Here is a 13,178-nt window from a genome sequence, read left to right as displayed (position 1 = left end):
ACCGTGCGGCACCGTCTGCTGCGGCCCAGACTAGAACATGTTCCAATTCGTGTCGAGGCCACTCGCGCTGGCGATATAGCCACCCATTCTGTAACGTGTTCTACCACCAGATCGGCCCTAGCTCGGAGGCACCAAGATGACCCAGACCAGCAGCACCGCACACGACACCGACGAGGTGCGGCAGATCGACGTCGGCGAGCTGCAGACCCGCTTCGCCCGCGGCTGGCACTGCATCGGCCTGGCCGACACCTTCCGCGACGGCAAGCCGCACTCCATCGAGGCATTCGGCCAGAAGCTCGTGGTCTTCGCCGGCGAGGACGGCAAGATCAGCGTGCTCGACGCCTACTGCCGCCACATGGGCGGCGACCTCTCCCAGGGCCAGGTCAAGGGCAACACGGTGGCCTGCCCGTTCCACGACTGGCGCTGGGGCGGCGACGGCAAGTGCAAGGCCGTGCCCTACGCCAAGCGCGTCCCGCTGCGCGCCCGCACCGCCGCCTGGACCACCATGGAGCAGAACCAGCAGCTCTTCGTGTGGAACGACCCGGAGGGCAACCCGCCGCCGGCGGAGGTCACCATCCCCCGCATCGAGGGCGCCTTCAGCGACGAGTGGACCGACTGGACCTGGGAGACGCTGGTCATCGAGGGCTCCAACTGCCGCGAGATCATCGACAACGTCGTGGACATGGCGCACTTCTTCTACGTGCACTACGCCTTCCCGCTGTACTTCAAGAACATCTTCGAGGGCCACATCGCCTCGCAGTACATGAACAGCCGCGGTCGCCCCGACGTCGGCATGTCCACCCAGTACGCCGGCACCGAGACGCTGGTCGAGTCCGAGGCCGCCTACTACGGCCCCTCGTACATGATCAACCCGCTGGTCAACAAGTACGGCGGCTACGAGGTGGACAGCGTGCTCATCAACTGCCACTACCCCGTCTCCGCCAACAAGTTCGTGCTGCAGTACGGCGTCATCGTCAAGAAGCCCCAGGGCGTCAGCGACGAGACGGCCGCGAAGATCGGCCGCAAGTTCGCCGAGGGCGTGGGCGAGGGCTTCATGCAGGACGTGGAGATCTGGAAGAACAAGACCAAGATCGAGAACCCGCTGCTGACCGAGGAGGACGGCCCGGTCTACCAGCTGCGTCGCTGGTACGAGCAGTTCTACGTCGACGTCGACCAGGTCACCGAGGAGATGACCCAGCGCTTCGAGTTCGAGGTGGACACCACCCACGCGAACGAGAACTGGGAGGCCGAGGTGCAGGAGAACATGCGGCGGATGCAGGCCGAGGCCGAGGCCGCCAAGACCTCCCAGGAGGTCTGAGCACCATGGCCGACACCGCCACCTGGGCCAAGGCACCCAGCTTCGCCAACCAGCGCGAGGTCGCCGAGCGCCTGCACGCTGAGACTGAGGCTGACAAGCTGCTGTACACCACGGCAGGATTGCAGCCCGTCGACTGCGGGACCTGCGGGACGCGCGTGCTGGTGAAGAAGAACAGCAAGCAGCACACCAGCATCCAGTGGACGACGCGCGCGAAGGAGAGCTGTCCCGAGCTGCGGGCCGGAACGAGCACGGGGTCGATGACCGCGCTGCCCGACACCTGCCCCAGACTGAGGGCCAGCATCAGCTACGCAGTGGCCGAAGGCATGCTGCAGGTGGGCGACCCCGACGGGGAAGCCGGAAACAGGAGTGACAGTGACTGAGACGGTGACCGCCGAGTCGGTGCCCACAGGGGCACACTCGCACCTGCTGCGAGTGCTCGACGTCGTCGAGGAGACCCACGACGCCCGGTCGCTGGTCTTCGAGATCCCGGCCGAGGCCAAGGAGCGCTTCGCCTACGAGCCGGGGCAGTTCCTCACGCTGCGCATCCCCAGCGACCAGACCGGCTCGGTGGCGCGCTGCTACTCGTTGTCCAGCTCGCCGCACACCGACGGCGTGCTCAAGGTGACCGCCAAGCGCACCTCCGACGGCTACGGGTCCAACTGGTTGTGCGACCACGTGACCGTGGGCATGACCATCGAGGTCCTGCCGCCCGCGGGGCTGTTCGTGCCCAAGTCGCTGGACGACGACTTCCTGCTGCTCGCCGCGGGCAGCGGCGTCACCCCGGTGATGGCCATCCTCAAGTCGGCTCTCGCCAAGGGCGACGGCCAGGTGGTGCTGCTCTACGCCAACCGGGACGAGAAGTCGGTGATCTTCGCCGACGAGCTGCGCGAGCTGGCCGCCGAGCACCCGCACCGGCTGCGGGTCATCCACTGGCTGGAGAGCGTGCAAGGCCTGCCCTCCCGCGCCCAGCTGGAGGAGCTGTCCCGGCCGTTCATCGGCTACCAGGCGTTCATCTGCGGGCCGGGCCCGTTCATGGACGTGGCCACGCACGCGCTGCGCGAGCTCGGCATGGATCGACACCAGATCCACGTCGAGCTGTTCAAGTCGTTGATCGGCGACCCCTTCGCGCCGACGCAGCAGGAGGTGTCCGCCGAGGATGCCGGCACGGCAGCCACCGTCGAGGTGGACCTCGACGGCACGGTGCACAGCCTGGAGTGGCCGGCCGACACCCTGCTGCTGGACCTCCTGCTGGAGAAGGGCATCGACGCGCCGTTCTCCTGCCGCCAGGGCGCGTGCAGCGCCTGCGCCTGCATCGTCAAGGAGGGCGAGGTGAAGATGCTGGTCAACGAGATCCTGGACGACCAGGACCTCGCGGACGGCTTCGTGCTCGCCTGCCAGGCCCTGCCGATGACCGACACGGTCAAGGTCACCTACTCCGAGTAGGCCGCCACGCGGTCGGCCGACCACCGCGGGACGCCCGGTTGCCGCACGGCGACCGGGCGTCCTGCGTGCCGGCCCCGCCGCCCCCAGGCCACCCGATACTGGAACAGGTTCCACTGCCTGCGCAGAGCCATCGTGCCTGTTCGTGCGCCTAGGATGGCGATCCTGAGCGCAACAGCTACAACCTGTTGCAGCCCGACCAAGTGGAGGATCCATGGGTGCGAACGAGGCCGAGCAGACGCCGACCGACACCAGCAGCGCGGCGCCCGCGCCCGCGCGCGGCCAGGACGAGACCTACGACGTGGTCGTCGTGGGCAGCGGGGCGGCCGGCATGACCGCGGCGCTCGCGGCGGCCAAGCAGGGCCTGTCGGTGGTGCTGGTGGAGAAGGCCAAGCACTTCGGCGGCTCCACCGCCCGGTCCGGCGGCGGCGTCTGGATCCCCAACAACGAGGCGCTCAAGGCCTCCGGGGTCACCGACGACACTCCCGCGGCGGCCCGCACCTACCTGCTGAGCATCATCGGCAAGGACGTGCCCGTGGAGCGCATCGACGCCTACCTCGACCGCGGCCCGGAGATGCTGTCGTTCGTGCTCCGCAACAGCCCGCTCAAGCTGACCTGGGTGCCCAACTACTCCGACTACTACCCCGAGGCGCCCGGTGGTCGCCTGGGCGGCCGCTCGGTGGAGCCCAAGCCGTTCGACCTGAAGAAGCTGGGCAAGGAGGCCGAGAACCTCGAGCCCGACGTGGCGAAGGCACCGCTGGGCGTGGTGGTGACCCAGGCTGACTTCAAGTGGCTGAACCTGATGATGCGCAACCCCCGCGGTCCCGCACGGGTGCTGCGGGTGGGTGCCCGCTGGATGTACAGCCGCGCCACCGGCAAGGCTCTCGTCGGACGCGGCCAGGCGCTGGCCGGCGGGCTGCGCGCGGGGCTGCTGGACGCCGGCGTGCCGGTGCTGCTGGACACCCCGATGCGCGACCTGGTGAGCACCAACGGCCGGGTCACCGGTGTGGAGGTGTTGCGGGAGGGCGCGGTGTCCGTGCTGCACGCCCGTCACGGCGTCATCGTCACCAGCGGCGGCTTCGACCACAACGACGAGATGCGCAAGAAGTACCAGCGCGGCCCGATCGGCACCGAGTGGACGGTGGGCGCCAAGGCCAACACCGGTGACGGCATCCTGGCGGGACAGAAGCTGGGCGCTGCGCTGGACCTCATGGACGACGCCTGGTGGGGCCCGTCCATCCCGCTGACCGGCGGGCCCTGGTTCTGCCTGGCCGAGCGCACCCTGCCCGGCGGCATCATGGTCAACACCCGCGGCAAGCGGTTCTTCAACGAGGCTGCGCCCTACGTGGAGGCCGTGCACCGCATGTACGGCGGTGAGCACGGCCAGGGCGAGGGTCCGGGCGAGAACGTGCCGGCCTGGATGATCATCGACACCCGCTACCGCAACCGGTACATGTTCGCCGGCCTGCAGCCGCGCGCACCGTTCCCCGGCCGCTGGCTCAAGGCGGGTGTCATCGTCAAGGGCTCCACCATCGCCGAGCTGGCCGAGCGCATCGAGGTGCCCGCCGACGTGCTGAGCGAGACCGTCGAGCGGTTCAACGGCTTCGCCGCCAAGGGCAAGGACGAGGACTTCGGCCGCGGTGACAGCGGCTACGACCTGTACTACGGCGACCCCCGCAACAAGCCCAACGCCACTCTCGGCGCGCTCGAGGTCGGACCGTTCTACGCGGTGAAGATCGTGCCCGGTGACCTCGGCACCAAGGGCGGCATGCGCACCGACGTCAACGGCCGAGTGCTGCGCGAGGACGGCTCGGCCATCGAGGGCCTCTACGCTGCGGGCAACGCCTCCGGGCCGGTGATGGGCCACACCTACGCCGGGCCGGGCGCCACCATCGGCCCTGCGATGACCTTCGGCTACCTCGCCGCTCTGGACATCGCCGCCCGCAAGGCCGGCAACAAGCCCGACAACAACGACACGAAGGCGGCCACCAGTGCCCATTGATCTCTCCGTCGCACTCGGCGCGGAGCTTCCCGAGCAGACCTTCTCCTGGACCGCCTCCGACGTCCAGCTCTACCAGCTGGGCGTGGGAGCCGGGGCGCACAGCCTGGACCCACAGGAGCTGGCCTACGTGCTGGAGGACCGGCTGCAGGTGCTGCCGACCTTCGCCACCGTGGCCGCCAGCTTCCACGCCATCGAGGCCCCCAAGGTCTCCTTCCCGGGTGTGGAGATCGACCTGGCCAAGGTGGTGCACGGACACCAGAAGGTGACGGTGCACCGCCCGATCCCCACCGCGGGCACGGCGACCACCCGCACCCGCATCGCCGAGGTGTGGGACAAGGGCAAGGCCGCCGTCATCATCCAGGAGGGCGAGACCGTGGACGCCGACGGCAACCCGCTGTGGACCACCCGGTCGGGCATCTTCGCCCGGGGCGAGGGCGGCTTCGGCGGCGAGCGGGGCCCCTCCGACAAGGTGGAGCTGCCCGACCGGGCGCCCGACCACGTGGTGGAGTCGCCGATCCTGCCGCAGCAGGCGCTGCTGTACCGCCTGTGCGGCGACCGCAACCCGTTGCACTCCGACCCGGAGTTCGCCAAGGCGGCCGGCTTCGACAAGCCCATCCTGCACGGGCTGTGCTCCTACGGGGTGGCCGGCAAGGCCGTGGTGGACGCCGTGCTCGGGGGCGACACCAGCAAGGTGGCCTCCTTCGGGGTGCGCTTTGCCGGCGTGCTGTTCCCGGGCGAGACGCTGCGCACCCGCATCTGGGAGAACGACGGCCAGTACCTGGTCACCGCCAGCGTGGTGGAGCGCGACGACGCCCCGGTGCTCGCCGACGGTGTGCTGACCACCGCCTGAGCCTGCGAGGCACCACCGCCGACCCGACTGCGGCCCCCACCCGATCCGGGCGGGGGCCGCAGTCGTCGGTCGGGCCGCACCATGGCCGGCCGCGAGCTCAGGCGTGCGCGCGCGAGGGCAGGGTGAGGATCTCGGCGCCGTCACCGGTGATGGCGATGGTGTGCTCGCTGTGGGCGGTCCGGCAGCCGGTCGCGCTGCGCAGCGTCCACCCGTCGGCGTCGGTGACGAGCTCTGCGGTGTCGGCCATGACCCACGGCTCCAGCGCGAGCAGCAGGCCGGGGCGCAGCTTGTACCCACGGCCGGGCCGTCCGGTGTTCGCCACGTGCGGGTCCTGGTGCATCGTCGAGCCGATGCCGTGACCGCCGAACTCGGTGTTCACCGGGTACCCCGCCTCGCGCAGGACCGTCCCGATGGCGTGGGAGATGTCCCCGATGCGGGCTCCCGGGCCGGCAGCGGCGATCCCCGCGTGCAGCGCGCGCTCGGTCGCCTCGATCATCGCGACGCTCTCCGGGGGCTGCGCGTCGCCCACGATGAAGCTGATGGCGGCATCGGCAGCGACGCCGTCCTTGGTGACGGCGAGGTCCAGCGACAGCAGGTCGCCGTCGGCGAGGGCGTAGTCGCGCGGCAGGGCGTGCAGCACGGCGTCGTTCACGCCCGTGCAGATGTAGTGACCGAACGGCCCGCGCCCGAAGGACGGCGCGTAGTCGACGTAGCAGGACAGTGCCCCGGCGTCGGCGATCAGGGCCTGGGCCCACCGGTCGATCTCCAGGAGGTTGGTGCCGACTGCGCTGCGGCCCCTGAGGGTCTGCAAGATGTCCGCGACCAGCGCACCCGCCTCCTTCGCGCGGGCCAGCTGGGAGGGGTTCAGGATCTCGATCACGTGGCGCGGTCCTCACGGGTAGCCAACAACTATCCCGGCCATGGTATCCCGGTACTAGAATTGGCGTCATGGTCAGGTTGCCGCTCACCCCCGCAGAGCTCGAGCGCGGACAGCGCCTGGGTGCGGTGCTCCGCCGGGCCAGGGGGGCGCGCTCGATGCTGGAGACCGCGCTCGATGCCGGTGTGTCGCCGGAGACCCTGCGCAAGATCGAGTCGGGCCGAGTGGCCACCCCGTCCTTCCCGACCGTCGCCGCGATCGCCGGCGTTCTCGGCCTCTCCCTGGACGCGGTCTGGGGCGAGGTCAACCAGCCCGAGGGTGGCGGGGGGCCGGCTCGCGCCAAGCGACTGGCCTCGCAGGTCGCAGTACCGCTGCCGGACTAGCGGGGCAGGCCGAGGATGCGCTCGGCGGCCACGTTGAGCAGGATCTGGGTGGTGCCGCCGGCGATGGACAGGCAGCGGTCGTTGAGGAAGGTGCGCAGCAGCGGACCAGCCTCGGCGGCGTCCGGGCCGAGCAGCTCCAGCGCTGCCTCCGACAGCGCCTGGCGGTGCCGCACCCCCACCAGCTTGCGCACGCTCGACTCCGGGCCGGGGTCCTGCCCGTCCAGCTGGCGCAGCGTGGTGCGCACCTCCAGCACCGACTGGGCCTGCCCCTCGCTCACCAGTACACCCAGGGTCTCCCGCACGCTCTGGTCAGTGTCCAGCCCGCGCTCGGCGACCAGCTGCAGCAGCGCCTCCACCCCCTCCCCGAGGCTGGAGCCGCCACCCATCGCCACCCGCTCGTTGGCCAGCGTGGTCCGGGCCAGCTTCCAGCCGCCGTCGACCTCCCCGACCACCGCGTCGTCGGGCACGAAGACATCGTCCAGGAACACCTCGTTGAACAGGGCGTCGCCGGTGATCTCCCGCAGCGGGCGGATGTCGATGCCCGGAGTGCTCATGTCCACCAGGAAGTAGGTGATGCCGCGGTGCTTGGGCACGTCGGGGTTGGTGCGGGCCAGGCAGATGGCCCAGGTGGCCTGCTTGGCCAGCGAGGTCCACACCTTCTGCCCGGACAGCCTCCAGCCGCCGTCCACCCGCACCGCCCTGGTGCGCAGCGCGGCCAGGTCCGAGCCCGCGCCGGGCTCGCTGAACAGCTGGCACCAGCGCACCTCGCCGGTGAGGGTGGGGCCCACGAAGCGCTCCACCTGCTCCGGGGTGCCGTGCTCCAGGATGGTCGGCACGGCCCAGGCGCCGATGACGATGTCCGGCCGGCTCACCCCGGCCCGGGCCAGCTCCTCGTCGATCAGCAGCTGCTGGGCAGGGCTGGCGTCCAGGCCCTGCGGGCGCGGCCAGTGCGGGGCGAGGAAGCCGGCGTCCACCAGGCCCTGGCGCTGCTCACCGGGTGCCATCGCCGCGATCTGCTCGGCCTGCCGGCGCACGTCAGCGCGGCCGGCCTCCGTCTGCTCCCCCAGGTCGACGCCGAGCGAGCGCCGGGTCCCGCCGAGGGCGAGGTCGGCGGTGCGCCGGCGCCAGCGGCCGCTGCCGCCGAGCAGCTGGCGCAGCACCAGCGCACGGCGCAGGTAGTAGTGCGCGTCGTGCTCCCAGGTGAAGCCGATGCCGCCGAGCACCTGGATGCAGTCCTTGGCGTTGTCCACCCCCGCGTCCAGCGCGGCGGCCACGGCGACCGCCACGGCCAGTGCCCGCTCGGCGGCGGCGTTCCCGGCGCCGGGCCCCTCGGTGGCGGCGTCCCAGGCCGTGGCCGCGTCCCAGGCGACCGCGGTGGCCAGCGACTCCCGGGTGAGCATCTCCGCGCACAGGTGCTTGACGGCCTGGAAGGAGCCGATCGGCCGACCGAACTGCTCGCGCACCCGGGCGTACTCGGTGGCCGTCCGCAGGCACCAGCCCGCGACGCCGGCTGACTCCGCGGCGAACAGGCAGGCGGCCAGGTCGCGCACCTCCGCCGAGCTGATCCGCTCCAGCTGCCGCTCGGCCGGCACGCGCACCTGCTCCAGGCGCACGTGGGCCAGGCTGCGGGAGAGGTCGCTGGCCTGGCGCGGGTCCAGGTGCACCCCCGGCGTTCCGGCGTCGAGGACGAACCACACCTCGTCGGCGCCCACCGCGGTGCCCAGCACCAGGGCGGTGTCCGCGTCCGCACCCAGCACCGGCCCGACCGAGCCGCTCACCACCAGCGCGCCGTCGGCGTCCCGCTCGGCGACCAGGGAGCCCGCCTCCAGGGCCACCGCCAGGCTGAGCGCACCCTCGGCCAGCGCGGGCAGCAGCTTCTGGGCGGCCGGGGCCCCGGAGCGCAGCAGCACCTGCCCCGCCAGCACGGTGCCCACCAGCGGTCCGGGCACGAGCGCCGCGGCGGCCGCCTCCACCACCACGGCCAGGTCCACGGTGGTCCCGCCAGCGCCACCGAGCTCCTCCGGCAGCCCCACCGCGAGGAACCCGAGCTCGGCGAAGGAGCTCCAGGCGGCGCGGGGCGCGTCCTGCTCAGCGCGGACGGCGCCCGCCGGGTGCGCCCGGTCGGCCCAGGCCTGGATGGCGTCCTGCACGGCGCGCTGCTCGTCGGTGGTGGCGATCGACACTGAGTTCACTCCTGATGAGGAATTGCACGGAGAGAGCGATAAGATTTCCCCACAGGGTAGAACGTGTTCCAGTCTTCTGCCGGGCAGTGCCACCCCACGCGTGTTAGGAACTCAGCATGGCCACCAAGCCGACCGACGAGGGATCGGGCTCCTCGGCCCAGCGGGAGCGGCGCAAGCGAATCCTGGACGCTACGCTCGCGCTGTCCTCCAAGGGTGGCTACGACGCCGTGCAGATGCGCGCGGTGGCGGAGAAGGCCGATGTCGCGGTAGGCACGTTGTACCGGTACTTCCCCTCCAAGATCCACCTGCTCGTCTCCGCCCTGGAGCGCGAGCTGCAGCGGCTGCACGAGCGCGCCTCGCGGCTGCCCGCCCCCGGCGACACCGCCTACGAGCGGGCCCGCCGCATCCTGCGCCAGACCACCAACGGCATGCAGCGCGACCCGAACACGACCGAGGCCATGACCCGGGCGTTCATGTTCGCCGACGCCTCGGTGTCCGCCGAGGTGGATGCCGTGGGCCGGCTGATGGACACGATGTTCGCCAAGGCCATGTTCTCCGCCGAGCCCACCGACGAGCAGCGCGCGGTGGCCCGGGTGATCAGCGACGTGTGGCTGGCCAACCTGGTTGCCTGGGTCACCCGGCGGGCCTCGGCCACCGACGTGGCCAACCGCCTCGACCTCACCGCCCGCCTGCTGCTCAGCCACGAGGACGTCACCTCGCCCCCCGAGTCCACCGCGCCCGCCGACCCCACTGCCTGAGCCACCCGGGCGGTCACCGCCCAGCCGGTTCGGGCGCCCTCGCGGCCCAGCCCACGTAAGTTCTCTGCCATGGGACTGCCCGTCGACCTCTGTGCCGCGCTCGAGACGATCGCCGCCACCCCGCGGCTGCTGGTGACGTCGGACTACGACGGCACCATCGCGCCGTTCGTGAGCGACCCCAGCCAGGCCTTCCCGCGCGAGGACGCCATCGAGCTGCTCAACGCCCTGGCCGACCTGCCCGACACCGCCGTGGCGCTGGTCTCCGGGCGCGCCAGGGACGACCTGGCGGTGCTGTCCGGCGCCGGTGCCGACGTGCAGCTGGTGGGCAGCCACGGCGCGGAGTTCGCCGCGGGCTTCACCCGGCCCCAGGGGCCCGCCGAGCAGGACCTGCACCGGCGGCTGCACGCCACCCTGCAGGCCATCGCGGCTGACCGACCCGGAGTCAGCCTGGAGGTGAAGCCGGCCAGCATCGCCGTGCACGTGCGCAACGCCGCCATGGACGTGGGTAAGCAGGTGCTGGAGCTGGTGCGCCTGGGCCCCGCCACCTGGTCAGGGGTGCAGGTCACCGAGGGCAAGGCGGTGATCGAGCTGGCCGTCATCGAGACCGACAAGGGGCTGGCCCTGAACCTGCTGCGCGAGCAGCACGAGGCCACCGCCGTGGTGTTCTTCGGCGACGACGTGACCGACGAGAAGGCGTTCCGGGTGCTCCGCGCGGACGACGTGGGCGTGAAGGTCGGCGAGGGCGTCAGCGCCGCCCGCTACCGGGTGGGCGAGATCGACGACGTGCTGTCAGCGCTGCGGGTGCTGCTGGACCTCCGCAGCGCCTGACCAGCCAGCGCGTGACCCCCGGCTCCGCAGGCCCGCCGGGGGTCAGGCCGGGTCAGGCCTGTCGGCGGCGCCGGGCGATCTCGGCCAGCACCACGCCGGTGGCCACCGACGCGTTGAGGCTCTCCACCGGGCCGGCCATCGGGATGCTCAACGTGGCGTCGCAGCTCTCCCGCACCAGGCGCGAGAGCCCCTTGCCCTCCGAGCCCACCACGATGACCAGCGGCTCGGTGGCGGCGGCGAAGTCGTCCAGGCTGGTGTCGCCATCGGCGTCCAGGCCGACCACGGTGATGCCCTTGCCCGCCCAGTCCTTGAGGGTGCGGGTGAGGTTGGTGGCGCGGGCGACCGGCAGCCGGGCGGCGGTCCCGGCGCTGGTGCGCCAGGCCACGGCCGTGACGCTGGCGCTGCGCCGCTGCGGGATCACCACGCCGTGGCCACCGAAGGCCGCCACCGAGCGAATCACCGCCCCGAGGTTGCGCGGGTCGGTCACGTTGTCCAGCGCGACCAGGAGCGGGGCCCCGCCGTCAGCCCGGGAGCGGGAGAGCAGGTCGTCGGGGTGGGCGTAGGTGTAGGCCGGAACCTGCAGGCCCACGCCCTGGTGCAGCCCGTTGTTGCTCATCCGGTCGAGGTCGGTGCGGGGCACCTCGAGGATGGCGATGCCGTGCTCGGAGGCGTAGCGCACGCTCTCGTCCAGGCGCTCGTCGGACTCGGTGCCCACTGCGATGTAGAGCGCGGTGGCCGGCACGCCGGCGCGCAGGCACTCCACCACGGGGTTGCGGCCCAGCACGGTCTCCGGCCCGTCCACGGGCTTGCCCGCGGGGCGGCCCCGGCCACCGCTGCTGGGGCGGCCCCCGGTCTGCGCGGCCTTCGCCTTGGCCTTGGCGCGGCGGTGCGCGGCGTGCTTGGTGCGCTCCTCCGCGGGCGGGGTGGCGCCGCGGGGCTCGAGACCCCGGCGGCGCTGACCGCCGGAGCCGACGGTGGCGCCCTTCTTGGCGTCGCCCTTGCGCACCGCGCCGCGGCGCGAGGAGTTGCCTGCCATCAGTGGACCTCTTCCTGTGGTGCTGCAGTCCGCTGCTGAGCATCTGTGTCTGGTTGCCCGGGGGAGCCCGGTGCGGGGGTGGCGGTGGTGCTGGGTGCCGGGGCCGCGTCGCGGATGCTCCACTGCGGGCCGTCGGGGGTGTCGGTGACCTCCACGCCTGCGGCCGCGAGGCGGTCGCGCACGGCGTCGGCGGTGGCGAAGTCCCTGGCGGCGCGGGCGGCCTGCCTGCGCTCGAGCTCGGCGCCCACCAGCACCTCCAGCGCGTGGTCGGTGCCCGCGGACTGCTCGGCCGCCGCCCAGTGCGGGTGCAGCGGGTCGACGCCGAGGATGTCCAGCATGGCCCGCACGCTCGCCGCCGCCTCCAGGGCCGCGGCGTGCTCGCCGGCCTCCAGGGCGGTGTTGCCCTCCCGGACGCGCCCGTGCACCACGGCCAGCGCGGCCGGGACACCGAGGTCGTCGTCCATGGCAGCGGCGAACTCGGCCGTCACCTCGCCGACGGGCGGGGCGCTGACGCGCTCCCGAACCCGGTGCACGAACGACTCGCAGCGCCGGTAGCCGGCCGCGGCCTCCTGCAGTGCCTGCTCGGAGAACTCGATCATCGAGCGGTAGTGGGCGCCGCCGAGGTAGTAGCGCAGCTCCTGCGGCCGGATGCGCTTGAGCACCTCGGGCACCGAGAGCACGTTGCCCAGCGACTTGGACATCTTCTCCCCGCCCAGGGTCACCCAGCCGTTGTGCATCCAGCAGGAGGCGAACCCGTCACCGGCCGCTCGGCTCTGCGCCTGCTCGTTCTCGTGGTGGGGGAACACCAGGTCCAGGCCGCCGCAGTGGATGTCGAACTGCGGCCCGAGGTAGGCGCGTGCCATCGCCGAGCACTCCAGGTGCCAGCCGGGACGACCGTGGCCCCACGGGGTGGGCCAGGAGGGCTCGCCGGGCTTGGCGGCCTTCCAGAGGGTGAAGTCGCGGGGGTCACGCTTGCCGGCGGCCGAGGTCTCGCCCTGGTGCACGTCGTCCAGGCGGTGCCCGGAGAGCTCCCCGTAGGCGGGGTAGCTGACCACGTCGAAGTACACGTTGCCCTCGGCGGCGTAGGCGTGGCCGGTGTCGAGGAGGCGCTGCATCAGCTCGATCATCTGGGTGACGTGTCCGGTGGCGCGCGGGGACACCGAGGGCGGCAGCACCCCGAGGGCGGCGTAGGCGTCGTCGAAGGCGCGCTCGTGCGTCGCGGCCCACTCCCACCACGGCCGGCCGTGGTCGGCGGCCTTGGTGAGGATCTTGTCGTCGATGTCGGTGACGTTGCGGACGAACAGCACGTCGCTGCCGTTGTGCGCCAGCCAGCGGCGCAGCACGTCGAAGGCGACGCCGCTGCGCACGTGCCCGATGTGCGGGACCCCTTGCACGGTGGCGCCGCACAGGTAGATGGACGCCTGCCCCGGCTTCAGCGGGACGAACTCACGCAGCGTGCGCGTGGCGGTGTCGTACAGGTGCAGGCTCACAACGGGCCATGCT

Annotated in this window: 11 protein-coding genes and 1 pseudogene; 8 read left to right on the top strand and 4 right to left on the bottom strand. The window is 72.0% G+C overall.

What is annotated here, in order from left to right:
- Positions 1-136 precede the first annotated feature (136 nt).
- The 5 genes from ELX43_RS01775 (at position 137) to ELX43_RS01755 (ending at position 5,610) form a co-directional block, all read left to right on the top strand.
- Positions 137-1,318 carry a Rieske 2Fe-2S domain-containing protein gene (locus ELX43_RS01775; RefSeq protein ID WP_127781875.1) on the top strand — a complete coding sequence of 394 codons (1,182 nt, stop codon included), beginning with the start codon at positions 137-139 and terminating at the stop codon, positions 1,316-1,318.
- A 5-nt stretch (positions 1,319-1,323) separates the two neighbouring features.
- Complete coding sequence (locus ELX43_RS01770) at positions 1,324-1,698, top strand: hypothetical protein (RefSeq protein ID WP_127781874.1); 375 nt, start codon at positions 1,324-1,326, stop codon at positions 1,696-1,698.
- Between the two features lie 4 nt (positions 1,699-1,702).
- Positions 1,703-2,761 (top strand): 2Fe-2S iron-sulfur cluster-binding protein, encoded by a 1,059-nt coding sequence (locus ELX43_RS01765; RefSeq protein ID WP_127784586.1) that lies wholly within the window; start codon positions 1,703-1,705, stop codon positions 2,759-2,761.
- A 211-nt stretch (positions 2,762-2,972) separates the two neighbouring features.
- Positions 2,973-4,760, top strand: a complete 1,788-nt coding sequence (kstD, locus tag ELX43_RS01760; RefSeq protein WP_127781873.1) for a 3-oxosteroid 1-dehydrogenase — start codon at positions 2,973-2,975, stop codon at positions 4,758-4,760.
- The gene (locus ELX43_RS01755; protein WP_127781872.1) at positions 4,750-5,610 is read left to right on the top strand and encodes a MaoC/PaaZ C-terminal domain-containing protein; all 861 of its coding nucleotides are present in this window, start codon (positions 4,750-4,752) and stop codon (positions 5,608-5,610) included. Before kstD ends, ELX43_RS01755 begins: the two co-directional genes overlap by 11 nt.
- A 97-nt stretch (positions 5,611-5,707) precedes the next feature.
- Here the strand turns inward: ELX43_RS01755 and map are convergent, their stop codons facing one another.
- Entirely contained in the window at positions 5,708-6,490 is a 783-nt protein-coding gene (gene map, locus ELX43_RS01750; RefSeq protein WP_127781871.1) for a type I methionyl aminopeptidase, read from the bottom strand.
- A 68-nt stretch (positions 6,491-6,558) separates the two neighbouring features.
- Here map and ELX43_RS01745 point away from each other — a divergent pair, with 68 nt between their 5' ends.
- Positions 6,559-6,870, top strand: a complete 312-nt coding sequence (locus ELX43_RS01745; RefSeq protein WP_127781870.1) for a helix-turn-helix transcriptional regulator — start codon at positions 6,559-6,561, stop codon at positions 6,868-6,870.
- Here the strand turns inward: ELX43_RS01745 and ELX43_RS01740 are convergent.
- Positions 6,867-9,053 carry an acyl-CoA dehydrogenase gene (locus tag ELX43_RS01740; RefSeq protein ID WP_127781869.1) on the bottom strand — a complete coding sequence of 729 codons (2,187 nt, stop codon included), beginning with the start codon at positions 9,051-9,053 and terminating at the stop codon, positions 6,867-6,869. The two genes, ELX43_RS01745 and ELX43_RS01740, sit on opposite strands and share 4 nt — an antisense overlap.
- Positions 9,054-9,169: 116 nt before the next feature.
- Here ELX43_RS01740 and kstR point away from each other — a divergent pair, with 116 nt between their 5' ends.
- On the top strand, positions 9,170-9,811 hold the full coding sequence (gene kstR / locus ELX43_RS01735; RefSeq protein WP_127781868.1) for a cholesterol catabolism transcriptional regulator KstR: 642 nt from the start codon (positions 9,170-9,172) through the stop codon (positions 9,809-9,811).
- A gap of 69 nt (positions 9,812-9,880) precedes the next feature.
- Positions 9,881-10,639, top strand: a complete 759-nt coding sequence (gene otsB, locus ELX43_RS01730) for a trehalose-phosphatase (protein WP_127781867.1) — start codon at positions 9,881-9,883, stop codon at positions 10,637-10,639.
- A 52-nt stretch (positions 10,640-10,691) separates the two neighbouring features.
- Here otsB and rlmB read toward each other — a convergent pair whose 3' ends face one another.
- On the bottom strand, positions 10,692-11,675 hold the full coding sequence (gene rlmB / locus ELX43_RS01725) for a 23S rRNA (guanosine(2251)-2'-O)-methyltransferase RlmB (protein WP_127781866.1): 984 nt from the start codon (positions 11,673-11,675) through the stop codon (positions 10,692-10,694).
- 110 nt (positions 11,676-11,785) lie between these two features.
- Positions 11,786-13,165: pseudogene (gene cysS, locus ELX43_RS01720) on the bottom strand (cysteine--tRNA ligase); the annotation flags it as partial.
- Positions 13,166-13,178: the final 13 nt, after the last annotated feature.

It is taken from the genome of Rhodococcus sp. X156 (assembly GCF_004006015.1).
GTDB lineage: Bacteria > Actinomycetota > Actinomycetes > Mycobacteriales > Mycobacteriaceae > X156.
The sequence above is the reverse complement of the archived record's forward strand: the minus strand, read 5'-3'. Positions and strand labels throughout refer to the sequence as shown.